The organism is Pseudomonas sp. NY15435 (assembly GCF_048068295.1).
Classification (GTDB): Bacteria; Pseudomonadota; Gammaproteobacteria; order Pseudomonadales; family Pseudomonadaceae; genus Pseudomonas.
This window is the reverse complement of sequence record NZ_JBLUQA010000004.1, coordinates 120,144-144,869: the sequence shown is the minus strand read 5'-3', so window position 1 is coordinate 144,869 and position 24,726 is coordinate 120,144. Positions and strand designations below refer to the sequence as shown.

The 24,726-nt window shown below is 65.6% G+C and carries 19 protein-coding genes; 9 read left to right on the top strand and 10 right to left on the bottom strand.

The window, feature by feature from the left end:
• Positions 1-10 precede the first annotated feature (10 nt).
• Positions 11-3,163, top strand: coding sequence for an efflux RND transporter permease subunit (locus ACNFH5_RS10905; protein WP_416745869.1), 3,153 nt, complete (start codon positions 11-13; stop codon positions 3,161-3,163).
• A gap of 210 nt (positions 3,164-3,373) precedes the next feature.
• Positions 3,374-4,549 carry a multidrug effflux MFS transporter gene (locus ACNFH5_RS10900; RefSeq protein ID WP_416745867.1) on the top strand — a complete coding sequence of 392 codons (1,176 nt, stop codon included), beginning with the start codon at positions 3,374-3,376 and terminating at the stop codon, positions 4,547-4,549.
• Here the strand turns inward: ACNFH5_RS10900 and ACNFH5_RS10895 are convergent, their stop codons facing one another.
• Complete coding sequence (locus ACNFH5_RS10895) at positions 4,550-4,729, bottom strand: hypothetical protein (RefSeq protein WP_416745865.1); 180 nt, start codon at positions 4,727-4,729, stop codon at positions 4,550-4,552.
• A gap of 303 nt (positions 4,730-5,032) precedes the next feature.
• Here ACNFH5_RS10895 and ACNFH5_RS10890 point away from each other — a divergent pair, with 303 nt between their 5' ends.
• Together ACNFH5_RS10890 and ACNFH5_RS10885 are read left to right on the top strand one after the other, a co-directional pair.
• Positions 5,033-6,928 (top strand): propionyl-CoA synthetase, encoded by a 1,896-nt coding sequence (locus ACNFH5_RS10890; RefSeq protein WP_416745863.1) that lies wholly within the window; start codon positions 5,033-5,035, stop codon positions 6,926-6,928.
• Positions 6,929-7,081: 153 nt separating this feature from the next.
• On the top strand, positions 7,082-7,516 hold the full coding sequence (locus tag ACNFH5_RS10885; RefSeq protein ID WP_416745862.1) for a response regulator: 435 nt from the start codon (positions 7,082-7,084) through the stop codon (positions 7,514-7,516).
• Between the two features lie 89 nt (positions 7,517-7,605).
• On the opposite strand, the gene ACNFH5_RS10880 is transcribed toward ACNFH5_RS10885, so the two are convergent.
• Both ACNFH5_RS10880 and ACNFH5_RS10875 read right to left on the bottom strand, forming a co-directional pair.
• On the bottom strand, positions 7,606-8,499 hold the full coding sequence (locus tag ACNFH5_RS10880) for a neutral zinc metallopeptidase (protein ID WP_416745860.1): 894 nt from the start codon (positions 8,497-8,499) through the stop codon (positions 7,606-7,608).
• A gap of 67 nt (positions 8,500-8,566) precedes the next feature.
• The gene (locus tag ACNFH5_RS10875) at positions 8,567-9,427 is read right to left on the bottom strand and encodes a PhzF family phenazine biosynthesis protein (protein WP_416745858.1); all 861 of its coding nucleotides are present in this window, start codon (positions 9,425-9,427) and stop codon (positions 8,567-8,569) included.
• Between the two features lie 172 nt (positions 9,428-9,599).
• Between ACNFH5_RS10875 and alaC the strand changes: the two genes are divergently transcribed.
• Positions 9,600-10,817 carry an alanine transaminase gene (alaC, locus tag ACNFH5_RS10870; RefSeq protein WP_065084200.1) on the top strand — a complete coding sequence of 406 codons (1,218 nt, stop codon included), beginning with the start codon at positions 9,600-9,602 and terminating at the stop codon, positions 10,815-10,817.
• A gap of 176 nt (positions 10,818-10,993) precedes the next feature.
• Here alaC and ACNFH5_RS10865 read toward each other — a convergent pair whose 3' ends face one another.
• Positions 10,994-11,428, bottom strand: coding sequence for a DUF411 domain-containing protein (locus ACNFH5_RS10865; protein WP_416745855.1), 435 nt, complete (start codon positions 11,426-11,428; stop codon positions 10,994-10,996).
• Positions 11,429-11,629: 201 nt separating this feature from the next.
• On the opposite strand from ACNFH5_RS10865, the gene ACNFH5_RS10860 reads away from it, so the two are divergent.
• Positions 11,630-12,088: a DUF4345 family protein gene (locus tag ACNFH5_RS10860; RefSeq protein WP_416745853.1), complete on the top strand. Its 459-nt coding sequence runs from the start codon at positions 11,630-11,632 to the stop codon at positions 12,086-12,088.
• A gap of 101 nt (positions 12,089-12,189) precedes the next feature.
• Positions 12,190-12,492, top strand: a complete 303-nt coding sequence (locus ACNFH5_RS10855) for a DUF1883 domain-containing protein (protein ID WP_017521653.1) — start codon at positions 12,190-12,192, stop codon at positions 12,490-12,492.
• Positions 12,493-12,512: 20 nt separating this feature from the next.
• On the opposite strand, the gene ACNFH5_RS10850 is transcribed toward ACNFH5_RS10855, so the two are convergent.
• The 3 genes from ACNFH5_RS10850 to ACNFH5_RS10840 all read right to left on the bottom strand — a co-directional run bounded on the left by ACNFH5_RS10850 (position 12,513) and on the right by ACNFH5_RS10840 (position 15,603).
• Positions 12,513-13,004, bottom strand: a complete 492-nt coding sequence (locus ACNFH5_RS10850) for a DUF4136 domain-containing protein (protein ID WP_416745850.1) — start codon at positions 13,002-13,004, stop codon at positions 12,513-12,515.
• A 95-nt stretch (positions 13,005-13,099) separates the two neighbouring features.
• The gene (trmA, locus tag ACNFH5_RS10845; protein ID WP_416745848.1) at positions 13,100-14,185 is read right to left on the bottom strand and encodes a tRNA (uridine(54)-C5)-methyltransferase TrmA; all 1,086 of its coding nucleotides are present in this window, start codon (positions 14,183-14,185) and stop codon (positions 13,100-13,102) included.
• 122 nt (positions 14,186-14,307) lie between these two features.
• On the bottom strand, positions 14,308-15,603 hold the full coding sequence (locus ACNFH5_RS10840; RefSeq protein WP_416745846.1) for an NCS2 family permease: 1,296 nt from the start codon (positions 15,601-15,603) through the stop codon (positions 14,308-14,310).
• A gap of 277 nt (positions 15,604-15,880) precedes the next feature.
• Here ACNFH5_RS10840 and ACNFH5_RS10835 point away from each other — a divergent pair, with 277 nt between their 5' ends.
• Positions 15,881-16,372, top strand: coding sequence for a SecDF P1 head subdomain-containing protein (locus tag ACNFH5_RS10835; RefSeq protein ID WP_416745844.1), 492 nt, complete (start codon positions 15,881-15,883; stop codon positions 16,370-16,372).
• Positions 16,373-16,548: 176 nt separating this feature from the next.
• Here the strand turns inward: ACNFH5_RS10835 and glyA are convergent, their stop codons facing one another.
• Together glyA and ACNFH5_RS10825 are read right to left on the bottom strand one after the other, a co-directional pair.
• Entirely contained in the window at positions 16,549-17,802 is a 1,254-nt protein-coding gene (gene glyA, locus ACNFH5_RS10830) for a serine hydroxymethyltransferase (protein WP_024763060.1), read from the bottom strand.
• 273 nt (positions 17,803-18,075) lie between these two features.
• The gene (locus ACNFH5_RS10825; protein ID WP_416745841.1) at positions 18,076-22,278 is read right to left on the bottom strand and encodes an EAL domain-containing protein; all 4,203 of its coding nucleotides are present in this window, start codon (positions 22,276-22,278) and stop codon (positions 18,076-18,078) included.
• 380 nt (positions 22,279-22,658) lie between these two features.
• On the opposite strand from ACNFH5_RS10825, the gene ettA reads away from it, so the two are divergent.
• Positions 22,659-24,323 (top strand): energy-dependent translational throttle protein EttA, encoded by a 1,665-nt coding sequence (gene ettA, locus ACNFH5_RS10820; RefSeq protein ID WP_017521646.1) that lies wholly within the window; start codon positions 22,659-22,661, stop codon positions 24,321-24,323.
• Between the two features lie 56 nt (positions 24,324-24,379).
• Here ettA and ACNFH5_RS10815 read toward each other — a convergent pair whose 3' ends face one another.
• Positions 24,380-24,679 (bottom strand): hypothetical protein, encoded by a 300-nt coding sequence (locus ACNFH5_RS10815; RefSeq protein ID WP_416745839.1) that lies wholly within the window; start codon positions 24,677-24,679, stop codon positions 24,380-24,382.
• Between the last annotated feature and the right edge of the window lie 47 nt (positions 24,680-24,726).

The window sequence follows — 24,726 nt, the reverse complement described above, 5'->3', positions numbered from 1 at the left end:
AGCGCCCATCGTGATTTCGCGCTTCTTCATCGAACGTCCCGTGTTCGCGATGGTGATTTCCATCGTGATCCTGCTTGCCGGCCTCGTCGCCATGCGCGCGTTGCCGATTGCCCAGTACCCCGAGATCGTGCCGCCGCAGGTGTCGGTTTCCGCCGCCTATCCCGGCGCCAGCTCGCAGGTGATTGCCGAAACCGTGGCCGCGCCGCTGGAGCAGGAAATCAACGGCGTGGAAGGCATGATCTACCAGCTGTCGAACTCCGACAGCAGCGGTGCCATGAGCCTGACCGTGTACTTCGAGGTGGGCACCGACCCGGACCAGGCCACTATCGACGTCAACAACAAGGTGCAGGCCGCACTGGCCAAGCTGCCTGAAGAGGTGCGCCGGCAGGGCGTGCAGGTGGAGAAGAAGTCCTCCGACATCCTGCAAGTGGTGACCCTGTTCTCGCCGGACAACTCCCGCGACCCGATCTTCATCAGCAACTATGCGCTGATCAACGTGATCGACGACCTCAAGCGGATTCCCGGTGTCGGCGACGTCAGCCAGTTCGGCTCCAAGGACTACTCCATGCGCATCTGGCTGCGGCCGGACAAGCTGGCGCAATACAACATGACGCCTTCGGACGTGGCGAGCGCGATCCGCGAGCAGAACTCGCAGTTCGCCGCCGGCAGCTTCGGCCAGCAGCCGATGAAGGAGCCGCAGGACTTCACCTACATGGCGACCGCCCAGGGCCGGTTCACCGATCCTAAGGAGTTCGAGAACATCATCCTGCGCAGCGATTCCACCGGCGCCAGCCTGTTGCTCAAGGACGTGGCGCGGGTCGAACTGGGGGCGCAGGACTACTCCCTGGTGACCTCGCTGAACGGCCAGCAGAACGCCGCCTTCGGTATCTACCTGCAGCCGGGTGCCAACGCGCTGGATACCGCCCAGGCCGTGCGTGACCACATGGACGCCATGGCCAAGCGCTTCCCGCAGGGCATCACCTACAAGATTCCCTACGACACCACCATCTTCGTACAGGTCTCCATCGAGGAGGTGATCCACACCTTCATCGAGGCGCTGATCCTGGTGATGGTCGTGGTCTTCGTGTTCCTGCAAAGCATCCGCGCCACGCTGATCCCGGTGCTGGCGATTCCCGTCTCGCTGGTCGGCACCTTCGCTGGCATGTACCTGATGGGCTTCTCCATCAACCTGCTGTCGCTTTTCGGCATGGTGCTGGCGATCGGCATCGTGGTGGACGACGCCATCGTGGTGCTGGAGAACGTCGAGCGGGTGATGCGTACCGAGAAGCTCGGGCCCAAGGAGGCCGCGATCAAGGCGATGGAGGAGGTGACCGGGCCGATCGTCGCCATCGTGCTGGTGCTCTGTGCGGTGTTCATCCCTGTCGGCTTCCTCGGTGGCCTGGCCGGGCAGATGTACAAACAGTTCGCCATTACCATTGCAGTGTCGGTGGTTATCTCCGGCATCGTCGCGCTGACGCTTTCGCCGGCGCTCTGCGCGCTGATCCTCAAGCCCGAGCACAAGGAGCCGGCAGCGCCGTTCCGCTGGTTCAACCGCATGTTCGAGAAAGCCACCAATGGCTATGGCGCGGGCGTGCAGTTCTTCCTCAAGCGCGCGGCGCTCGGCCTGCTGCTGTTCGGCGGGATGATCGCCCTGCTGGTCATCCTGTTCGGCCGGGTGCCCGGCTCGCTGGTGCCCGACGAGGACCAGGGCTATGTGCTCAACGCCTACTTCCTGCCGCCGGCGGCTTCGCTGACGCGGACCGAGAAGCTCACCAGTGATGTGACCCATCAGTTGATGAAGCACCCGGCGGTACAGGATGTGGTGACCTTCGCCGGCTTCGACATCCTGACCTTTGGTACCCGCAGCAACGCCGGGGTTTCTTTCGTGCCGCTCAAGGACTGGAAGGAGCGCACCACCCCCGAACTGGACGCGCGCAACCTGACCCATGAATTCATGAAGATGGGCGCCGGCCAGGAAGATGGCGTGGTGATGTCGTTCAACCCGCCGCCTATTACCGGCATGAGTACCACCGGCGGCTTCGAGGCCTACATCCAGGATCGCAGCGGCGGCACCTCCGAACAGCTGGAGGAGGTGACCATGAAGTTCCTCGCCGCCGCGGCCAAGCGCCCGGAGCTGGCGGGGGTCAACACCACCTTCAACGCCAACGTGCCGCAGTACTACATCGACCTGGACCGCACCAAGGCGCGCTCCCTGGGCGTGGCGATCAATGACGTGTTCACCGCCATGCAGTCCACCTTCGGCAGCTACTACGTCAACGACTTCACCCTCTATGGGCGGACCTGGCAGGTTACCCTGGAGTCGGAGCCGGAGTTCCGCCGCAAGCCCGATGACCTGAGCCAGGTCTTTGTGCGTTCGTCCACGGGGGACCTGGTGCCGTTGACCACGCTGGTGTCGGTCAAGCGCATCCTCGGCCCGGACTCCTACGCGCGCTTCAACGTCTTCCCGGCGGCCAAGCTGCTCGGCGGCCCGGCGCCGGGCTACAGCTCGGGCCAGTCACTGGCAGCGATGCAGGAAGTGGCCAACGAGGTACTGGGGCAGGAATACACCCTGGCGTGGATTGGCTCGGCCTACCAGGAACTGGCGACCCAGGGCTCGGGCAGTACCGCGTTCATCTTCGGCCTGATCCTGGTGTTCCTCATCCTTGCTGCCCAGTACGAGCGCTGGACCCTGCCGCTGGCGGTGGTCACCGCGGTGCCCTTCGCGGTGTTCGGCGCGATCCTGGCGATCTGGCTGCGCGGGCTGGATAACGACGTGTACTTCCAGGTCGGCCTGGTGACCCTGATCGGCCTGGCGGCGAAGAACGCCATCCTGATCATCGAGTTCGCCGTGCTGTGCCGCGAAGAGCAAGGCATGGGCCCGGTCGAAGCGGCACTGGAGGCGGCCAAGCTGCGCTTCCGCCCGATCGTGATGACTTCGCTGGCCTTCATCCTGGGTTGCGTGCCGCTGGCCATCAGTACCGGCGCTGGCTCCGCGAGCCGTCACTCGATCGGCACCGGGGTGATCGGCGGAATGCTCGCCGCGACCCTGCTGGCGACCTTCCTCATCCCGATGTTCTACATGCTGGTGGAGTCGGCAGCCGACAAGCTCAGCGGTCGCAAGAACAAGGCCAAGCCCGCCGCAGAGGGGGCGCACGAGGTCTGACGTTCCGACAGGTCCGGCCGCTATGGCCGGACCTTTCTCTCCCACTATTTGGGGAGTTGCTCGGGGCGTTGCTTAGGGAGCTTGCTAATTTTTCGGGCCAAGCCACAATGCATGGCTTCGCCGCGCCATCCGTGCGCGCCAACAAGATATCCACACCTGCCCGCCCGCGGTTTCCACCGGCTTCGGCGGACGCGTGTGACCAGGTGATCCATGAACCTCCGCATCCTGCTGATCCTCGGCGCCCTGAGCGCCTTCGGGCCCATGGCCATCGATTTCTACCTGCCCAGCTTCCCGGCGCTGGCGCAGGCCTTCGGCACCGATGTCGAACACATTCAGCTGAGCCTGTCGGCCTACTTCGCCGGCCTCGCCATCGGCCAGTTGCTTTACGGCCCGCTGGCCGACCGCATTGGCCGGCGCATCCCGCTGCTGCTGGGGGTGAGCATCTTCACCCTGGCGTCGCTGGCCTGCGCGTTCGCGCCGAACCTGGAATGGCTGATTGGCGCACGCTTCGTCCAGGCGCTGGGCGGCTGTGCCGGGATGGTGATCTCGCGGGCCGTGGTGCGTGACCTGTGCGACCCGATCGCGGCCGCCAAGGCCTTCTCGCAACTGATGCTGGTGATGGGGCTGGCGCCAATTCTCGCGCCGCTGGGTGGCGGGCTGCTGCTGAGCCTGTCCGGCTGGCAGTCGATCTTCTATTGCCTGACGCTGTTCAGCGCCCTGGCCGGCGGCGCCATCGCCCTGTGGCTGCCCGAGACCATCCCGAGCGGGCCGCGACCGCCATTGCGCGGTGCACTGAAGCAGTATCGAGCGCTGTTCCGCGATCGCTCCTTCATCACCTATGCACTGACCGGCGGGGTCGCCATCGCCGGGATGTTCTCCTACATCGCCGGCTCGCCCTTCGTCTTCATCGAACTCTACGGTGTGCCGGCCGAGCACTACGGCTGGATCTTCGGCAGTAACGCGGCGGGCTTCATCCTGATGGCGCAGGTCAACGCGCGGTTGCTGCGCTATCGCGGGCCAGGGTTCTGGCTGCGCCGGGCGGTATGGGTGTACTTCGGTTGCGGCGTAGCGCTGCTGGCGATCACCCTGGCCAAGCCCGAGCACCTGTGGCCGCTCCTGGTTCCATTGTTCGGCGCCATCGCCAGCCTGGGCTTCCTGCTGCCCAACTCCTCGGCCTGCGCCATGGCCAGCCAGGGCCGGCACGCAGGTAGCGCCTCGGCACTGATGGGCAGCCTGCAGTTCACCGTCGCGGCCGGCGCTTCGGCGCTGGTCGGTGCGTTGCACGACGGCTCGGCACTGCCGATGGCAGTGGTCATCACCGTCTGCGGCCTGGTGGCCGCCGTGCTCGGCTGGCTGAGCGGGCAGATCAGCGAGCGCGCGGCCTGATCAACTGGCGACGCGCTGCACCAGTTCCGGTAGCTGGTGCGGGGCCTTGAGACGGGCTTCGAGGGTAGCCACGAAACTGCGCGCCTCGAGCTCGCTGCGGAAGCGCACGGCTTGCTGGTCGAGGCAGACTTCCCACGGCTGGTCTTTGCGAAGGCTGGACGGACGGACGAGGATGTTCACGGTGCTCACCCCTGTGCTGTCAGGTGAAAAGGGACTCTCAGTGTAGTCCTGTCCTATTTCGGTAGGAGGTGCGACCTGTGGTCGCCGACATGCGGCAGCTCCTCGCCCGAATCTTCAGCCAGGCCCCGTTGCAGAGCGCTTGGGCCTCTGCTCTGCCGCTTCGCTGAAAAATCCTGCAAAGCAATAGTGCCGAGCCCGCCGCCGGGCCGACGGCAGGACTACGACCAAAGGTTGATGGTGGGGTGGCGATCCCCGTCCATACTCGTTGTTCGACCTCGATAACAACAATAAGAGGCAGTGACGATGAGTTACCGGCAGTCCCATGACCGCTCCATTGCGGAGCCTTCCGCCTTCTGGGCCGAGCAGGCCGGCCGCGTTGCCTGGTATCGCGCTCCGCAGGACACCCTGCAAGCCCTGCCTGACGGCAGCCATCGCTGGTTCGCCGATGGCCGCCTGAACACCTGCTACCTCGCCCTCGACCGGCAGATCGAACTCGGCCGCGGCAACCAGACCGCGCTGATCTACGACTCCCCCGTGACCAGCACCCAGCAGCGCTTCAGCTACCTGGAGCTGCGCGATGAGGTCGCGCGCCTGGCCGGTGCCCTGCGCGCGCTGGGGGTGGAGAAGGGCGATGGGGTGATCATCTACATGCCGATGGTGCCGCAGGCGGCCATGGCCATGCTCGCCTGTGCGCGGCTCGGTGCGGTGCACTCGGTAGTCTTCGGCGGCTTTGCGCCTCACGAGCTGGCGCTGCGCATCGACGACGCCAAACCCAAGCTGGTGCTCACCGCCTCCTGCGGCCTGGAATTCGAGCGGGTGATCGAATACAAGCCGCTGGTGGACAAGGCTCTGGAGCTGGCCAGCCACCAGCCGGCTCACGTTCTGGTGCTGCAACGCCCCCAGGCAATGGCCGAGCTGCAGGTCGATCGCGACCTGGACTGGCGCGAGACGCTGGCCCACGCGCAGCCGGTCGACCCGGTGGAAGTCGCCAGTGGCGACCCGCTGTACATCATGTACACCTCCGGGACCACCGGGAAACCCAAGGGCATCGTGCGTGACAACGGTGGCCACGCGGTGGCGCTGAGCTATGCGCTGCCGACCATCTTCGGTCTGCAGCCGGGGGATGTCTGGTGGGGCGTTTCCGACGTCGGCTGGGTGGTCGGCCACTCGCTGATCGTCTACGGCCCGTTGATGAACGGCTGCACCACGGTGTTCTACGAGGGCAAGCCGGTGCGCACGCCCGATGCCGGCAGTTACTGGCGGGTGATCGAGGAGCACAAGGTCAACAGCCTGTTCTGTGCGCCCACGGCGATCCGCGCGATCCGCAAGGAAGATCCCCAGGGCGACCTGCTCAAACGCTACGACTTGAGCTCGCTGCGCCACCTGTTCCTGGCCGGCGAGAAGCTCGACAGCAGCACCCAACATTGGCTGGAGCAACTCACTGGCAAGCCGGTGCACGATCATTGGTGGCAGACCGAAACCGGCTGGCCGGTGACCGCGCCCTGCACCGGTCTGGGCGACCACGACCTGCGCGCCGGCTCCACCAACCGCGCGGTACCCGGTTATCACGTGCAGGTAGTGGACGACGAAGGCCGGCTGCTGGGGCCGAATGAGCAGGGCTCGATCGTCATCGCCCTTCCGCTGCCGCCTGGCTGCGCGCAGACGCTGTGGAACGACCACCCGCGCTATCTGCAGGCGTACCTGAAGACCTATCCCGGCCATTACCACACCGGCGACGGCGGCTATGTCGACGAGGAGGGCTTCGTCTACATCATGGGCCGTACCGACGATGTGATTAACGTCTCCGGCCACCGCCTTTCCACCGGCGAGATGGAAGAGCTACTGGCGCTGCACGAGGCCGTCGCCGAATGCGCGGTGATCGCCGTGCAGGATGACCTCAAGGGCCATGTGCCGCTGGGGCTGGTGGTGCTCAAGGACGGCGCGCAAACCACCGAAGCCAACCTGCAGCGCGATCTGGTGGCGCTGGTGCGCGAGCGCATCGGCGCGCTGGCCTGCTTCCAGCGCGCGGTGGTGGTGAAGCGCCTGCCCAAGACCCGCTCGGGCAAGATCCTGCGCGCCGTGCTGCGCAAGATCGCCGACGGTGAGAGTTACTCGCCGCCTTCCACCATCGATGATCCGGCCATCCTCGGCGAGATTGCCGAGCGCCTGGGTCAGGCCGGGCTGGCCAAGGCTGGCTGATATCCCACGACGCCGGCGTTGCCGGTGTTTTTCCAGGGCCGCACTCGTTGCGGCCCTTTTTTATCCGCGCAGCGCCCGTCCGGAGCAGCAGGAATAAAGGCCAGTTGCCATCTAGACTGATGTCAATGGGCCTCTATTTGCGGTGTGGTGTTCATGATCAGTCCTGTCGTCCTCGATGAGGAGGAGCTCGAAGCGCTGCGCGAAATCACCGCGTCGAAGCCACGCAAGCCGGTGGTGATGGTGGTCGATGATGACCTCGAGGTACTCGCCGAGCTGCGCGAGCTGATTGAAAGCGCAGGTTTTCATTGCCTGACGGCCGGCAGCGCCACCGAGGCGTTGCGGCGCATTCGTCGCGATGAGTCGGATATCGATCTGCTGGTGACCGACCTGCGCATGGAGCATGAGGGCGCGGGGCTGGACTTGATCCGTGAGCTGAGCGAGGTCGGCACCTTCCTGCCGATCATCGTCGTCTCCGGTCAGGCCGATGCCCGTGACGTGATCGAGGCGATGCGGCTGAACGTGCTGGATTTCATGGTCAAGCCGCTGGACCCGGCGTATTTCCTTGAGGTGCTAAGGCGGTACCTGTAGACCATCGTTCCGGGCGGTTCGCGAGCAAGCTCGCTCCTACAGTTCTGTTCGGTGCTTGTAGGAGCGAGCTCGCGAACCCGGTCAAGACGTCACAGCGCCTGCGCCTTGAAGGTATCGCACTTGCCCGGCGAGCCGCTTTCGAAGCCGAGCTTGAACCAGCGCACGCGCTGCTCGGACGAGCCGTGGGTGAAGGAGTCCGGCATCACCGTGCCGCGCGCCTGGCGCTGCAGGTGGTCGTCGCCGATGGCGTTGGCGGCGTTGAGTGCCTCTTCTATGTCGCCGGGCTCCAGCCAGTTCAGTCGTTGCTGAGCATGGTTGGCCCAGACGCCGGCGAAGCAGTCGGCCTGCAATTCCTGGCGCACCGAAAGGCCGTTGGCGCCTTCCATGCGCGCGCCGCGCTGGCGGGCGGCGTTGATCTTGGCGGAGATGCCCAGCAGGTTCTGTACGTGGTGGCCGACTTCGTGGGCGATCACGTAGGCCTGGGCGAAGTCGCCGGCGGCGGAGAACTTCTGCTCCATCTCGCGGAAGAAACCGAGGTCGAGGTACACGCGGTGGTCGCCCGGGCAGTAGAACGGCCCGACTGCCGAGGAGGCGAAGCCGCACGCCGAGTTCACCCCGCCGTTGAACAGGATCAGCTTGGGCTGTTCATACTGCTGGTTGCTGCGGGCGAAGATCTCGCCCCAGGTGTCCTCGGTGTCGCCCAGGATCGACTGAACGAACTCCACCTGCGGATCATTTCCGGTGGCCGGCTTGCCTTGGGTTGGGCGGGCGGGCGCTTGCTGCGAGACATCCATCTGGCCGAGCAGCGAGCCGAGGATGGTCATCGGGTCCTGCCCGGAGAGCAGGCCGATCACCACCACGATGGCCACACCGCCCAGGCTCAGGCCGCGACCGCCGATGCGCATGCCTCCACCACCGCCACCGCCGGTTTCATCGCGGGCATCCACTACGTTGTCGCTGCGTCGTCCTTTGCGCCATTGCATGGCGGCATCTCCATCGAACAGGTGGGTTCAGTGTTGTCGCGGGTGGCGCTGATCGCCAGCCCGGTCGTCAGGCGAAGCGGTGCAGCAACTCGGCGCGAGCCAGCAGTTGCACGTCGCCGCCGACGTGGACGTCATCGTCCTGGCCGACCTGCACGTCGAGCCGGCTGGGGCGACCGACGAAGCGGCCCTGGGACAGGTAGAACAGCTCGCCGCGGCGCGCCTTGCCCAGCTCCACCAGGTAGGCTGCGACGGGGCCGGCGGCACTGCCGGTGGCGACGTCCTCGATGATTCCGGCGCCGTCCCAGGTGCGGCCCTCGCGATTATCCACATCCAGCACAAAAACGAAGGCGGCGTTGAGCTTTGCCAGCTCGGCCGTCAGATCCGTGCGCTGGCGCACGCGGCCCAGGGCTTCGCCGCGCACCGGCAGCAACAGGTAAGGCAGGCCGGTGCTGACCACTGCGGCGGGATAGTCGGCGAGGTCGGCGACGGAAAGCGAGAAGGCCTCGGCGAACCAGCGGCGCGCGTCGTCATCCAGCACTGTGCCGAAGTCGGCGGCGCCCTGGTTCATCTCGGCGTGGAAGCCGGTGCCGCGCCGGCGCGTGGCGACCTTCACGGCCTTGGCGGGCAGCTCCAGCGTCCAGTGCTCTTCCTCGCCGCGCTGGTGAAGGTGATGCAGCAGCGCGGCGGCGCCAAGCACCGGGTGGCCGGCGAAAGGCAGTTCCTCGTCGACGGTGAAGATGCGTGCCGAATAGGTGTCCAGCGTGGCGGAGGGGAACAGGAAGATCGACTCGAACTGGCGCAGCTCCTGGGTGAGTGCCAGCAGGGTCTGGGCCGGTATGCCTCGGGCGTCGGGAAACACCGCCAGGCCATTGCCGGTGAGCGGTTGGTCGGCGAAGACGTCGAGCTGCCAGTACTGTTGCGCGGACATGGGCCTCCAGATGCCGCCCTTGAGCGGCGCAAAGAAAAACTCGACAGCCAGCCTAGCGAGCTATATGTTCGCCGACAAGAAAGCGCAGGTCACAGCGCCGCGCTTTCCAGGCCACCGCAGTGGCCGGCGTCGCTCGGACGGTTCCGGGCGCCTACGTTCATCAGAGGACACCATGACTGAACCCCGTTCAGCTCGTCGCTTTGCGCGCATCGATCGCCTGCCCCCGTACGTTTTCAACATCACTGCCGAACTGAAGATGGCCGCCCGCCGCCGTGGCGAGGACATCATCGACCTGTCCATGGGCAACCCGGACGGGGCCACGCCGCCGCACATCGTCGAGAAGCTCTGCCAGGTCGCCCAGCGCGAAGATACCCACGGCTACTCCACCTCCCGTGGCATTCCGCGTCTGCGCCGCGCCATTTCGCACTGGTACCGCGACCGCTACGAGGTCGAGATCGACCCCGAGTCCGAAGCCATCGTCACCATCGGCTCCAAGGAAGGTCTGGCGCACCTGATGCTGGCAACCCTGGACCACGGCGACACCATCCTCGTGCCGAACCCCAGCTACCCGATCCACATCTACGGCGCGGTGATCGCCGGCGCGCAGGTGCGCTCGGTGCCGCTGGTGCCGGGGATCGACTTCTTCAACGAGCTGGAGCGGGCGATCCGCGAATCGATTCCCAAGCCGAAGATGATGATCCTCGGCTTCCCCTCCAACCCCACCGCGCAGTGCGTGGAGCTGGACTTCTTCGAGCGCGTGGTGGACCTCGCCAAGCGCTATGACGTGCTGGTGGTGCACGACCTGGCCTACGCGGACATCACCTTCGATGGCTGGAAGGCGCCGTCGATCATGCAGGTGCCTGGCGCCAAGGACATCGCGGTGGAGTTCTTCACCTTGTCCAAGAGCTACAACATGGCTGGCTGGCGTATCGGCTTCATGGTCGGCAACCCGGAGCTGGTCTCGGCCCTGGCGCGGATCAAGAGCTACCACGACTACGGCACCTTCACCCCGCTGCAGGTAGCCGCCATCGCCGCGCTGGAGGGCGACCAGCAGTGCGTGCGCGATATCGCCGACCAGTACCAGAAGCGCCGCGATGTGCTGGTGAAAGGTCTGCACGAAGCCGGTTGGATGGTGGAGAACCCCAAGGCCTCCATGTACATCTGGGCGAAGATCCCCGAGCCCTACGCTCACCTGGGCTCGCTGGAGTTCGCCAAGAAGTTGCTCAAGGACGCCAAGGTCTCGGTATCGCCGGGCATCGGTTTCGGCGACTACGGTGACGACCACGTGCGCTTCGCCCTGATCGAAAACCGTGACCGTCTGCGTCAGGCGGTGCGTGGGATCAAGGCGATGTTCCGTGCCGATGGCCTGTTACCGGCGAAGGCCGAATAAAAGCCGTGTGAATGAAAAGGGCGACCCGATGGTCGCCCTTTTCGTTTTGGAGTCCCTCACCCCATTCCGCTCGCGGAGCAATGTCGCGCGGGAACCTGGAGAGTGCCCCACGCGCCGGAAGCCCCATCCCACCTCCACCAGCGTTCAGGGGTGAGGGAGTGCCTCGATGTCAGACGTCAGTGGGCGGGGTAGTCCGCCAGCACTTCGCGCTGACCGGACTTGCTCAGGCCGACTACCTGGTACGCGTCATGCCGGTCGCCCATCTCCATGCCCGGCGAACCCATGGGCATGCCGGGCACGGCGGCGCCGACCAGGTCGGCGCGCTCGCGCAGCTTCAGTACGTCGGCGGCCGGGACATGGCCTTCGACGAACTTGCCGTCGATCACGCCGGTGTGGCACGAACCCATGCTGTGCGGAACGCCCAGCTTGGTCTTCACTGCACTCATATCGGCTTCGACGTGGTCGTTGACGGTGAAACCGTTGCTTTCCAGGTGCTTGATCCAGTCCTTGCAGCAGCCGCAGTTGGCATCGCGGTGTACGTCGATGGTCAGCGGCTCGGCGGCTTGGACGGCGCCGGCAACAAGGGCGGTGAGCAGAAGCAGGGTGCGCATGGTTCGAAACCTTGGAAGTTGAACGCGACCGAGCATACTCCCGTGTGCCCTGCCTCCCCACCCGCCGTTTGTTTCCCCATATGACGCGGGCGACGAACTTGCCGCGCCGTGCGGGGTCTGTAGCTGATCGGTGGTGCGTCCGCGACTGTCCGTCGCAGGTAGGGACGCTCGGCAAGGGCCGCAAGGCCAAGGAGAAATCGGATGCTCTTCGCCCGTCTCGTCCTGCTGGTCCAGGCTCTGGTCTGGGGTGGTCTGGGACTGCTCTACTGGATTCGTCCTTATGAAATGGCCAACCTCAGCGGCATGCTGCTGATGGAGCCATCGTCGGTGAGTGACGCCCGGGTTTTCTACGGCGGCCATCAGTTCGCCCTCGCGCTGTTCCTGGTTTTCGCTTTGCGTCGTCGCCTGCTGGTGCGCCCGGCCCTGATCCTGGTGATCCTGGTGCAACTGACCCTGACGCTGTCGCGCCTGCTCATCGCCTGGACCGAGGGCGGCATGGAATGGGATGCGCAACTGGCCGGCGTGGTCTATCGCGGGGTGATCTCGGCGCTGGCGATCTTCGCCCTCTACTGGCTGGAGCGGCAGTCGCGAAGTCGCCAGGTGGTAGTGCGCGAAGAGCCGGAGCCTGAGGAGCGCAAGGCGGACTTCGAGGGGCTCTGAGCTTCGGATGAGCGGCGCGGCCTGCTGGCAGCGCCGCTGCCGGGCAGCCCCCGCTCCGTGCTATCGTATTGATTTCGCGGTAGAAGCAAGGCGGAGCCAGCATGAAGTTCGTACATCAACGTGAGCACCTGAACGAAGGCGACCTGGTCGTCATCGAGTGCTCCATGACCTGCAATATCCGTCTGATGACTGACGCCGCCTTCCGCAGCTTCAAGAATGGCGGTCGTCACGTCTACCACGGCGGCGCGTTCGATCGTTTCCCGGCCAAGATAAAGGTGCCCAGTACCGGCAACTGGAACATCACCATCGATACTGTCACCCGCCGCGCCATCAGTGTCACGCGCAAGGCTGACTTCAAGTACAGCATCAAGTTCGTACGCAAGTCGCCGTCGAACTACAGCTGATCCTCAGCTCCCCGGCCCATTCATTGGTGCGCGGGGAAGTCCGCCAGCAGGCGGGCAATGCCTTCGTCCACGGCCTGCTGAGTGATCTTCGGATCGTGCAGTTGGCGCGCCACCTGCGCCTGGTAGAGCACCTGCCCGGTCGCCTCGTCGAGAATCTGCAGCGCCAGGCGCGCCTGCTCCTGATCGGTGAACTGTGTCTGGGTGATCACGCCCGCACTGGTCGCTACCGGTCGCTGGATGATGCCCGTCTGGCTGTCCAGGCCGACGGCATAGATCACCCGCAGCTCCCCTGAATTGTCCTGATAGCGGTAACCCTTGGCTTCCAGTGCGCGGCGCACGGCGAGATCGAAGCGATCTTCCAGGTCCTCGCGGTGACCTTGTGCACGCACGGCCTGGATGAAGAAGGTGCTTTGCCGGCCATTGGCGGCGGGGGAGACGTTGATGGTGGCGGGATCGGTACCGGCGCAGGCGGCCAGCAGCAGGCAGAGCAGGGGAAGGATCAGGCGGGACATGGGCGTGCCTCTTGTCGTTGTTCCGCAAGCCTAGCTGCAGAACCAGGAGGCGCCGCCCAACCCTAGGTTGGGCGGCCCGTACTTGTGCGAGGTACTCAGCGGCGGGTGAGCAGCACGCCGGCTTCCATGTGGTGCGTGTAGGGGAACTGGTCGAACAGGGCGCAACGGCTCACCCGGTGGGTGTCGTGCAGCTGAGCGATGTTCTGCGCCAGAGTCTCCGGGTTGCAGGAGATGTACAGGATGTTGTCGAAGCGCCGGGTCAGCTCGCAGGTGTCCGGGTCCATGCCGGCGCGCGGCGGGTCGACGAACACGCTGCCGAACTCATAGGACTTCAGGTCGACATCGGCCAGGCGGCGGAACGGGCGTACCTCGTTGAGCGCCTGGGTCAGTTCCTCGGCGGAGAGGCGCACCAGGGTGACGTTGCCCACGGCGTTGTCGGCCAGGTTGGCCAGGGCGGCGTTCACCGAGGTCTTGCTGATCTCGGTGGCCATTACCTTGCGCACGCGGGTGGCCAGCGGCAGGGTGAAGTTGCCGTTGCCGCAGTACAGCTCCAGCAGATCATCCTCGCGCTGGCCCAGGGCTTCGTACGCCCAGTTGAGCATCTTCTGGCAGACCTCGCCGTTGGGCTGGGTGAAGGCGCCCTCCGGCTGGCGGTAGCGGAAGGTGCGGCCAGCAACGGTCAGCTCCTCGCTGACGTAGTCTCGCCCCACCACCAGTCGCTTGCCGCGGGAGCGACCGACGATGCTCACGCCCAGTTCGACAGCCAGCTTCTCGGCAGCGGCCTGCCAGGTCGCGTCCACCGGACGGTGGTAGCACAGGGTGATCAGCGCGTCGCCCGCCAGGGTGGTGAGGAATTCCACCTGGAACAGCTTGTGGCCCAGGGTCGGCTCGGCCCAGGCAGCTTTCAGGCGCGGCATCAGCTCGTTGATGCGCTGGCTGGCGATGGGGAATTCCTCGATCAGGATCGGCGTGTGCTTGTCGCCCTGCTCGAACATCGCGTAGTGGCGCGCTTCGCCCTCGCGCCACAGGCGGAACTCGGCGCGCAGGCGGTAATGCTCGCGGGGCGAATCGAACACCTCCGGCTCCGGCGCGGCGAAGGGCGCCAGCAGCTCGCGTAGGCGCGCGGCCTTGTCGGCCAGTTGGCTGTCGTATTGGGAGGGATCGAAACGCGGACTGCTCATGGGGCGGGGAACTCGTGTGGGTCGGCGGCAGTTGATGGGCATCGCTGCGCTCCACGCCATCCTACGCCAGTGTCACTTGCGGATGGAGAAGCGCGGCGATACCCCTGCCGCGAAAGGGAAAATCAGGCGTTGAACCAGCCCAGCTTGATCACGAAAAGGATCGACAGGATGACCAGCGCCGGGTTCAGCTCGCGGAAGCGGCCGGACAGCAGCTTGCAGGCGGTCCAGGTAATGAAGCCGAAGGCGATGCCGTTGGCGATGGAGAAGGTCAGCGGCATGGCCAGCGCGGTCACCACCACCGGGGCGGCGACGGTCAGGTCGTCCCAGTCGATCTCAGCCAGGCCCGAGGCCATCAGCACCGCGACGAAGAACAGCGCTGGGGCGGTGGCGAAGGCCGGAACGTTGCCCGCCAGCGGGGCGAAGAACAGCGCCAGCAGGAACAGCACGGCAACCACGATGGCAGTCAGGCCGGTACGGCCGCCAGCGGAAACGCCCGCCGCCGACTCGATGTAGCTGGTGGTGGTGGAGGTGCCCAGCAGCGAGCCGACCATGGCGGCGGAGCTGTCGGCGATCAGCGCGCGGCCCATCTTCGGCATGTGTCCGTCCTTGCCCATCAGGCCGGCGCGCTTGGCTACGCCGATCAGGGTGCCGGAGTTGTCGAACAGGTCGACGAAGAGGAAGGCGAAGATCACGCTGAACAGGCCGATGTCCAGCGCGCCCTTGATATCCAGCTGCAGGAAGGTCGGCGCCAGGGACGGCGGCATCGACACCACGCCACCGAACTGGGAGACGCCGATGGCGATGGAGATGAAGGTGACGACCAGGATGCCGATCATTACCGCGCCGGTCACGCGGCGGGCTTCCAGGGCGACGATCAGGATGAAGCCGAGGATCGCCAGCAGCGGTGCCGGCTTGGCCAGGTCACCCATGCCAACCAGGGTGGCCTGGTTGGCGACGACGATGCCCGACTCCTTCAGCGCGATCAGCGCGAGGAACAGGCCGATGCCAGCGGCGATCGCCGAGCGCAGCGCCAGCGGGATGCTGTTGATGATCCACTCGCGGATGCGGAAGATCGAAATGATGAAGAACATGCACGCGGAGAGGAACACCGCGCCGAGCGCCACCTGCCAGGTGTGGCCCATGTGCAGGACCACGGTGTAGGTGAAGAAGGCGTTCAGGCCCATGCCGGGAGCCAGGGCGATCGGGTAGTTGGCGATCAGGCCCATGATGGCCGAGCCGATGGCCGCGGCCAGGCAGGTCGCCACGAAGATCGCGCCTTTGTCCATGCCCGTCTCGCCGAGGATGCTCGGGTTGACGAAGAGGATGTAGGCCATGGTCAGGAAGGTAGTGATACCCGCCAGGATCTCGGTGCGCACAGTGGTGTTGTGCGCCTTGAGTTGGAACAGCTTTTCCAGCATGTTTGGCTCCCCGTGACGCTCTTGCGCCGTTATCGTTCTGGCCGGGAAAAGCAAGGTGCATGCCCAGGTGGGCCGTGCGCCTTTTCTTGTGACCGGCAAAAGGCGCGCATGATACCAGCTTGCCCTGAGCCGGAGAATTTCTGACCGGACCGCCAGCATCCGTTCGTCTGCAAGCTTAGTCGCGGGCGCCGACCAAGGGAGTGCAACTTGTGCCTTCGGCGTGGTCTGACTCTCTATAACCCTGGCCTTCCGGGCCGCTCAGTCTGATTCGCAGTCGATGAAACGCTCTATTCCGATCCTCCTCGCCTCATTATTGGGCGCCTGCGCCGGTGCGCCGCCGTCGGCGCCGCAGCATACCTTCGATGTCCACGCCGTGGCCGACAGGCCCACGGCCAGCACGCGCACCCTGGCCGACCCGCAGGGCAAGGCGGTATTGCTCGAAACCCATCCGGTTCTGACCCAGCACGATGTAGAGCGGGCCGAGCTGGCCAGCGTGGCAGACGGCAAGCCGGCGGTGCGTGTTTTGTTCACGCCCGAAGCCAGCCAGCGTCTGGCAAAGCTGACCCAGGAAGAGCAGGGCAAGGCCCTGGCCGTCGTGATCGATGGGCAATTGCGCCTGTTGCCGAAAGTGACGCGTGTGGTGACGGACGGCCAGGTGATGCTCAAGGGCTTCACCAGCCAGGCGGAGGCTGAGACGCTGGTGCGCCGGCTCAATGACTTGCGTGATGTGCCGGTGCAGCCGGAGCAGAAATCAGGTGGGCAGCCATAGCCGCACTAAGCATGTAGGAGCGAGCTTGCTCGCGAACCGCATACCACTGGTGCCTGGCTGGAGGCTGTTCGCGAGCAAGCTCGCTCCTACAGGTTCACCTTGAGTTCTGTGAGTGACAGACATGAAAAAGCCCGGCAGATGCCGGGCTTTTTCGTCGTGCTGTTCGCGGGTTCGGCTTAGGCGCCGTAGACCGGGAACTTGGCGCAGATGGCCTTGACCTTCTCGCGCACGCCGTCCACCACGGACTCGTCGCCCATGTTGGTCAGGATGTCGCAGATCCAGCCGGCCAGCTCGCGGCACTCGGCTTCCTTGAAGCCGCGGGTGGTCACGGCGGGGGTGCCGATACGCAGGCCGGAGGTGACGAACGGGGAACGCGGGTCGTTCGGCACGCTGTTCTTGTTCACGGTGATGAAGGCACGACCCAGGGCGGCGTCGGCGTCCTTACCGGTGATGTCCTGCTTGATCAGGGACAGCAGGAACAGGTGGTTCTGGGTGCCGCCGGAAACCACGTCGAAGCCGCGCTCGATGAACACGCTGGCCATGGTCTGGGCGTTCTTCAGGACCTGCTGCTGGTAGGCCTTGAACTCGGGCTGCAGGGCTTCCTTGAAGCACACGGCCTTGGCGGCGATCACGTGCTCCAGCGGGCCACCCTGGGCGCCCGGGAAGACAGCGGAGTTCAGCTTCTTCTCGATCTCTTCGTTCTTGCGAGCGAGGATCAGGCCGCCGCGCGGGCCGCGCAGGGTTTTGTGGGTGGTGGTGGTGACGACGTCGGCGAACGGCACCGGGTTCGGGTAGACGCCAGCGGCGACCAGACCGGCCACGTGGGCCATGTCGACGAACAGGTAGGCACCGACCTTGTCGGCGATGGCGCGGAAGCGGGCGAAGTCCAGCACCTGGGAGTAGGCGGAGAAGCCGGCAACGATCATCTTCGGCTTGTGCTCGACGGCCAGACGCTCGACTTCGTCGTAGTCGATCAGCCCGGCGTCGGTGATGCCGTACTGAACTGCGTTGTACAGCTTGCCGGAGGAGGAAACGCTGGCGCCGTGGGTCAGGTGACCGCCGTGGGCCAGGCTCATGCCCAGGATGGTATCACCGGCCGACAGCAGGGCCAGGTAGACGGCGGCGTTGGCCTGGGAACCGGCGTGCGGCTGGACGTTGGCGTAATCGGCGCCGAACAGTTCCTTGGCGCGGTCGATGGCCAGTTGCTCGACGACGTCGACGTACTCGCAACCACCGTAGTAGCGCTTGCCCGGGTAGCCTTCGGCGTACTTGTTGGTCAGCACCGAACCCTGGGCTTCCATCACCGCCGGGCTGGTGTAGTTCTCGGAGGCGATGAGCTCGATGTGCTCTTCCTGGCGCTGGGCTTCCTGCTCCATCGCGGCGAAGAGTTCGGCATCGTAGCGGGCGAGGGTCAAATCACGGCTGAACATGGCGGTCCTCTTAAGGATCGGGTGCTGGGGGAAAGGCGCGCATTCTAACCCAAGGCGCCGGTGCTGGCACATGAAAGGCGGTCATGTGGCTGACAAGCGGGGTTCAAGGCCGCGGATCGGCGGATTTGCGAGCGGCTTGGCGCTTGCTGAGGCGGTGGGGCGCGTGTAGGAGCGGACTCCGTCCGCGAACGATCCCCGGCGGCTCCGAGCTGGCCGGTGGCAGATCGCGGACGGAGTCCGCTCCTACGCCGTATCGAACATTCAGCCGATGGGTCAGCCCAGCAGGAACAGCGCGTTGCTGGCAAACAGCGCGGCGAACTGGTCGGCCGGGACAGGGCGGCCGAAGAGGAAGCCCTGTACTTCGTCGCAGCCATGCTCGCGCAGGAACTCCAACTGCTCGTGGCTCTCCACACCCTCGGCGATCACCATCAGGTTCAGGCTGTGGGCCATGGCGATGATGGCACGGGCGATCTGCGCGTCCTGCTCGCCATGGGGCAGGCCGTCAACGAAGCTGCGGTCGATCTTCAACACATCGATGGGGAATTGCTTGAGGTAGTTCAGCGAGGAATAGCCGGTACCGAAGTCGTCCACCGCAATCGCCAGGCCCAGGCGTTTCAGACCTTGAAGTATCTGCATCGCCTGGGAAACGTCGCTCATCAGGATGCTTTCGGTCAGCTCCAGCTCCAGGCACGCCGGTGCGATTCCGGTGTCTTCGAGGATGCCGGCGATGCGTTCGCCCAACTGGCCGTCGGCGAACTGCCGGGCGGAGAGGTTCACGGAAATCTTCGGTACCCGCACCTTGTCGCGGTGCCAGGCGCGCAGCTGCAGGCAGGCCTGCTCCAGCAGCCAGTCACCGACCTGGGCGACCAGGCCGAGCTCTTCCAGCACCGGGATGAACTCCGCCGGCGGGATCAGCCCGCGCTTGGGATGCTGCCAGCGCAGCAGCGCCTCGGCACCGGTCAGACGGCGGCCGTCACCGGTGAACTGCGGCTGGTAGTGCAGCACGAACTCGTGCAGTTCGATGGCGCGGCGCAGGTCGCTTTCCAGTTCCAGGCGCTCCAGGGCGCGGGCGTTCATCTCGGCCTGGTAGAACTGGAAGTTGTTCTTGCCCATTTCCTTGGCGTGGTACATCGCCGTGTCGGCGTTCTTCATCAGCTGGCTGAGCTCGGCGCCGTCCTGCGGCGAGAGTGCCACGCCAATGCTGGCGGTGACGAAGAACTCGCGGCCTTCCAGGGTGAAGGGGCGGGCGAGGCTGGAGAGGATCTGCTCGGCGACCTGGATCGCCTGCCTCAGCGCCTTCTCGCGGTCCTTCTGGCCGGGCAGCAGCAGGGTGAACTCGTCGCCGCCCATGCGCGCCACAGTGTCGTCGTCGCTGACGCAATGGCTCAGGCGCTCGGCCACTTCCTTGAGCATGCGGTCGCCTGCGGCATGGCCGAGGGAGTCGTTGATCGGCTTGAAGCGGTCGAGGTCGAGGAACATCAGCACCACCCACTGCTGGTGCCGTTCGGCCTGCAGCAGGGCGGTGTGCAGGCGGTCCTGGAACAGCGTGCGGTTGGGTAGGTGGGTCAGGGCGTCGTAGTAGGCCAGGCGGTGAATGCGCCGCTCGCTGGCCTTGCGCTCGCTGATGTCGCTGAAGAAGCAGACGAAGCTGACCAGGTCGCCTTCTTCGTCGTGCACCGCGGTGATGCCGACCCAGCTGGGGTACAGCTCGCCGCTCTTGCGCTTCTGCAGGATCTCGCCTTCCCAACTGCCGCTCTTGCGCAGGCTTTCCAGCACGTGCTTGAGCTGGTTGGCCTCCTGGCGGTCGGCAGTGAGCAGGCGCGGCAACTGGTCCAGCACCTCCTCGGCGGAGTAGCCGGTGAGGCGGCTGAAGGAGTCGTTGATCTGCACGATGTAGCCGGCGGGATCGGTGACCATGATCGCCGCCGTGGAGTGCTCGAACACCGTCGCCGCCATGCGCATCTCGCGCTCGGCGCGGCGCTGCTGGCTGATGTCGCGGGCGACGCCGAGCAGGCCCTCGAAGCGGCCGTGGTCGTCCCACATCAAGGCGATGCGCAGCTCCACGGGAATCTTGTGGCCGTCGGCGTGCAGACAGTCGAGGCTGAACAGCTGCGGCTCGGCGCTCTCGCGCAGTTCGGCCAGGCGCTTGGGCTCGCCGATGGCGGCCTGCACGCGGTGCAGCAGTTCGTCGAGGCGCTCCAGCTGCGCCGGGTTGGCGGCCACCTGCTGGAAGCCGTTGGCCAGCACCCACTCGGGGCTGTAGCCGAACACCTGCTGGATCGATGGGCTGATGTAGTTGAGCTGGACCTGGGCGTCGGTGGAGAGGATCACGTCGCTGATGCTCTCGGCGAGCATGCGGTAGCGGCGGCCGCTCTCGCGCAGGGAGTTGTGTGCCTCGACCGTGTCGGTAATGTCCTTTGCCACGCCGATCAGCCGTGCCACGCGGCCGGCGGAGTCGCGAGTGAGGGCTTGCTCGCGGATATCGAACCAGTGCCAGGAGCCGTCGCGATGGCGCCAGCGCAGCTGGCTGTCCAGCAACAGGCCGTCGCCCACCACCTGCTGCAGGTTGCGCACGCGCCAGTAGTATTCGACGTCGTCCGGGTGCAACACCTTTTCCCAGAAGCGCTCGCCCATCTCGCGCAGCTCGTCGCCGTTGTAGCCCAGCTGGTAGCCGAGGTTGTGGTTGGTGAAGATCACCCGGCGCGCGGCGATGTCGTGGATGTACAGGGTGTCTGGCACCGCGCGCACCGCATCGGACCAGAACTTCTCGCGTTCGATCAGCGACAGTTCGACCTGCTTGCGGCTGGTGATGTCCGACAGGCTCAGGGTGACGGCGTGGAAGTCCTGGATCATTTCCGGCACGCGCAGTTGCAGCCAAAGGTGGCGCTGCTCGCCCTGGCGCGTGCTGATGCAGGCTTCCAGCTCGACCATGCCCTGGCCGTGCAGCACGGCTTCGAGCACCTTGCTGCGCACGCCGTCCGGGCGCATGCCGGCGCTGCCGATGAGAATCTGCCAGGCCTGCTCAGTGTTGGTGACGCGCATCAGGCGCTTGGCGACGTTGTTGATCTCGGTAATCCGCGCCTGGCGCAGCAGCCAGGGCAGGCGCTCGGGCTGCGAGGCGATCCACTCGCGCAGGTCGCTCTGTCGGCGCAGGTTGAGGTCCACCAGGCTCTGGCGCAGCGCAGAAAGGTCGAGCACGCAGAGGGCGACGCCGACACCGTCGAAAATGTCCTGGTAGCGCCGGCGGGTCTCTTCGAGGATGTGCAGCGCCTGCTGCTCCTCGGTGACATCGCGCAGCACCCAGACCTGCCCGCCGTGGGGCAGGTTGCCGCGCAGTACCCAGGTCTGCTCCGGCGACAGCGGGCTGTCGTCCAGCGAGTGATGGCTGACGGCGAACAGCCTGGCCTGGCCGGTATCGTTGACGCGCACCAGCTCGGAGCCGTTGTCCGCCGAGGTATCGCCGCCGTGCAGCAGGGCGCCCAGGCCAGGCAGCAGCTCCAGCAGGTGATGCTCGCCAGCCTTGTCGGCAGTGATGCCGAACAACTGCTCGGCTTGCGGGTTGAGGTAGGCGAGGCGGCCGTCGGCGCGGGTCACCAGCACGCGTTCGTCGATGGCTCCCAGGGCCTGTGCGGCCTGGCGCAGGCCTTGCTGGGACTCGGCGGTCAGTGCCCGCAGATTCTGCTGTTCACGCTGCAGGCGCAGCAGGGCGGCAGCGGCGATGCCTGCCAGCACCAGTAGCAGCGCCAGCTCGCCGCCCAGGCGCGGCAGCAGGGTGGTGCGGATCTGCCGGTCGTCGAATTGCGGGTGCAACCGCCAGTCGGTGTTCTGGATCTCCAGGCCGTCCAGGCTCTGTGCCTGTTCCAGCGGTGAGGCGGCGGACAGCGGGCCCGGGCGGAAGCCGCTGGAGCGTCCGAGGACCTTCTGCTGGACGTCGTCGACCAGAATCCAGTCCGGCGACTCGGGGCGAATCTGCGCTGCCCAGCCACGTCGGGCAATCTTCTCGTCAAGACGCAAGACGCTGTCGCCTTCGTCCGGCTCGGTGGCCTTCAGCCAGACATAGAAGTAGCCGCCGTTTTCCTCGCTGAACGCGTAGTGATAGCTCTGTTGCGCGCTGCGCTGGCGCAAGGCCTCGATGAATGCGCCGTCCTTGATGCCGCCGGCGGAGTCGCGCACGGGAACGCCGCTGGCGTCCAGCCGCACCAGGCTGTGGAAGGATGGATAGATGTGCTTCAGGCCGGCGATCAGTGTTGGGTGGGCATCGCTGTGGTCGCGGTCCTGTTCCTGTTGCAGCAGAGCCTGGGCCGCTACCGCCTTGAGCTCCAGGGTCAGGGAGATCCGCTGCGCCATCTGTTCGCCGTGCAGCACTACCCGCTCACGCTCGAAGCGCTCCTGGCTGCGGAACTCCTGGTGCAGCTGCAAGCCCAGCAGGCCGAGCATGAACAGAACCAGCAGCACCAGCGCGGTCCGGGTCGCCACGCGGCCAGGCCTGGCCAAGGCGTCCGGAGGAGTACGGGGGAAAATAGACAAGGACTTAGGGACCTGGGGCGATACGGCTGAATTCGGCGCAGGCTAGGATGCCCGGAAAGGCGGCTAAGTGCCAGCATGGCCGACGAGCGTCGTTTGCCCTTCCCGATTCATTCCGGTAGCTTTGCCGCACGCGCGCGTGATGTACGGCCAAAGTTCGGGGCATAAAGTACATCCGCGCAGAGTCCCGCGCGAAGGGCCGTCCATCGGCCGCTCGCGCCCCCCGGTGGCCCGCGGTGCCACCGTTCCGGCCCGAAGAGCCGGCGTCCCGGAACCTGCCGTCGTCCGTTCCGGCCATCCCGATCACAATTCATCCCAGAAGTCAGGTATCCATGGCTCAATACGTCTACACCATGCACCGGGTCGGCAAGGTCGTGCCGCCCAAGCGTGAAATCCTCAAGAACATCTCCCTGTCGTTCTTCCCCGGCGCCAAGATCGGCGTGCTCGGCCTGAACGGCGCGGGTAAATCCACCCTGCTGCGCATCATGGCCGGCGTCGACACCGAGATCGAAGGTGAAGCCCGCCCGATGCCGGGCATCAACGTCGGCTACCTGCCGCAGGAGCCCAAGCTCGACCCGCAGGCCACCGTTCGCGAGATCGTTGAAGAGGCTGTCGGCCAGATCAAGGCCGCCCAAGCGCGCCTGGACGAGGTCTACGCCGCCTACGCCGAGCCGGACGCCGACTTCGACGCCCTGGCTGCCGAGCAGGCCAAGCTGGAGGCCATCCTCCAGGCTTCCGACGGCCACAACCTGGAGCGCCAGCTGGAAGTCGCCGCCGACGCCCTGCGTCTGCCGCCGTGGGACGCCAAGATCGAACACCTCTCCGGTGGTGAGAAGCGCCGCGTCGCCCTGTGCCGCCTGCTGCTGTCCGCCCCGGACATGCTGCTGCTGGACGAACCGACCAACCACCTGGACGCCGACTCCGTCGCCTGGCTGGAACACTTCCTCCACGACTTCCCGGGCACCGTGGTAGCGATCACCCACGACCGTTACTTCCTCGACAACGTCGCCGGCTGGATTCTGGAACTGGACCGTGGCCAGGGCATCCCGTTCGAAGGCAACTACTCCGGCTGGCTGGAATCCAAGGCCAACCGCCTGGCCCAGGAAGCCAAGCAGGAAGCCTCCCACGCCAAGGCCATGAAGGCCGAACTGGAGTGGGTACGCCAGGGTGCCAAGGCTCGCCAGTCCAAGTCCAAGGCCCGTCTGCAGCGCTTCGAGGAAATGCAATCGCAGGAATTCCAGAAGCGCAGCGAGACCAACGAGATCTATATCCCGGCCGGTCCGCGCCTGGGCGATAAGGTCATTGAGCTGCACAACGTCAGCAAGGGCTATGGCGATCGCCAACTGATCGACGATCTGTCGCTGAGCATTCCCAAGGGCGCCATCGTCGGCGTGATCGGCGGCAACGGCGCAGGTAAATCGACCCTGTTCCGCATGCTGACCGGCAAGGAGCAACCGGACTCGGGCACCATCGAGATCGGCGAAACCGTGCAGATCGCCAGCGTCGATCAGAGCCGCGAAATCCTCGACGGCAACAAGACCGTGTGGGAGCAAGTGTCCGACGGCTTCGAGCAGATCAAGATCGGCAACTACGAAGTCCCGTCGCGCAGCTACGTCGGCCGCTTCAACTTCAAGGGCGGCGACCAGCAGAAGTTCGTCAAGGACCTCTCCGGTGGTGAGCGTGGCCGCCTGCACCTGGCCCTGACCCTGAAGCAGGGCGGCAACGTGCTGCTGCTCGACGAACCGTCCAACGACCTCGACGTGGAAACCCTGCGTGCGCTGGAAGAAGCGCTGCTGGACTTCCCCGGCGCCGCCATCGTGATTTCCCACGATCGCTGGTTCCTGGACCGCATCGCGACCCACATCCTCTCCTACGAGGACGACGGCAAGGTGGTCTTCTTCGAAGGCAACTACACCGAGTTCGAAGCCGATCGTAAAAAACGCCTGGGCGACGCTGCCTCGCAGCCGCACCGCGTGCGTTACAAGAAGCTGGCGTAAGCCGCTTCTGCAAGAGAACGGGGCCTTCGGGCCCCGTTTTCATTTCTGTGCCTTTATCAGCGGCTGCGCTTGAGATCGTCCAGGGCGCGGCGCTGATCCTCCAGCTGGCGCTGCAGTGTGTCGATTTGCCGCGCCTGGTCCTGCAGGGTGCGTTGCTGTTCTTCCAGCTGGCGGGACATGCGCTCCAGGTCGTCGGTGCTGAACTTCGACTTGTGGATCACTTCGCTGTCGAATGTATCCGCCACCACCAGCGCACCGGGTTCGGTGAAGTTGCCCAATTTCATGGCTCCCTGGGCGGGCAGGGCGAGGGTGCAGGTGAGGGCGGCGAGAAGCGCGAGAGGGCGTGCGAGCATCATGGGCGTCCTGGTGGAGTAAGTTGTTGAGTGCAACTACCTATTGATTT

What these genes read in the sequence shown, in the direction of transcription:
- ACNFH5_RS10855 (WP_017521653.1), top strand. Translation starts at nt 12,190, where the DNA reads ATGAAGTTCGTACATCAACGTGAGCACCTGAACGAAGGCGACCTGGTC.
- ACNFH5_RS10890 (WP_416745863.1), top strand. Translation starts at nt 5,033, where the DNA reads ATGAGTTACCGGCAGTCCCATGACCGCTCCATTGCGGAGCCTTCCGCC.
- ACNFH5_RS10880 (WP_416745860.1), bottom strand. Translation starts at nt 8,499, where the DNA reads ATGCAATGGCGCAAAGGACGACGCAGCGACAACGTAGTGGATGCCCGC.
- glyA (WP_024763060.1), bottom strand. Translation starts at nt 17,802, where the DNA reads ATGTTCAGCCGTGATTTGACCCTCGCCCGCTACGATGCCGAACTCTTC.
- ACNFH5_RS10900 (WP_416745867.1), top strand. Translation starts at nt 3,374, where the DNA reads ATGAACCTCCGCATCCTGCTGATCCTCGGCGCCCTGAGCGCCTTCGGG.
- ACNFH5_RS10835 (WP_416745844.1), top strand. Translation starts at nt 15,881, where the DNA reads ATGAAACGCTCTATTCCGATCCTCCTCGCCTCATTATTGGGCGCCTGC.
- ACNFH5_RS10840 (WP_416745846.1), bottom strand. Translation starts at nt 15,603, where the DNA reads ATGCTGGAAAAGCTGTTCCAACTCAAGGCGCACAACACCACTGTGCGC.
- trmA (WP_416745848.1), bottom strand. Translation starts at nt 14,185, where the DNA reads ATGAGCAGTCCGCGTTTCGATCCCTCCCAATACGACAGCCAACTGGCC.
- ACNFH5_RS10885 (WP_416745862.1), top strand. Translation starts at nt 7,082, where the DNA reads ATGATCAGTCCTGTCGTCCTCGATGAGGAGGAGCTCGAAGCGCTGCGC.
- ettA (WP_017521646.1), top strand. Translation starts at nt 22,659, where the DNA reads ATGGCTCAATACGTCTACACCATGCACCGGGTCGGCAAGGTCGTGCCG.
- alaC (WP_065084200.1), top strand. Translation starts at nt 9,600, where the DNA reads ATGACTGAACCCCGTTCAGCTCGTCGCTTTGCGCGCATCGATCGCCTG.
- ACNFH5_RS10865 (WP_416745855.1), bottom strand. Translation starts at nt 11,428, where the DNA reads ATGCGCACCCTGCTTCTGCTCACCGCCCTTGTTGCCGGCGCCGTCCAA.
- ACNFH5_RS10875 (WP_416745858.1), bottom strand. Translation starts at nt 9,427, where the DNA reads ATGTCCGCGCAACAGTACTGGCAGCTCGACGTCTTCGCCGACCAACCG.
- ACNFH5_RS10860 (WP_416745853.1), top strand. Translation starts at nt 11,630, where the DNA reads ATGCTCTTCGCCCGTCTCGTCCTGCTGGTCCAGGCTCTGGTCTGGGGT.
- ACNFH5_RS10850 (WP_416745850.1), bottom strand. Translation starts at nt 13,004, where the DNA reads ATGTCCCGCCTGATCCTTCCCCTGCTCTGCCTGCTGCTGGCCGCCTGC.
- ACNFH5_RS10815 (WP_416745839.1), bottom strand. Translation starts at nt 24,679, where the DNA reads ATGATGCTCGCACGCCCTCTCGCGCTTCTCGCCGCCCTCACCTGCACC.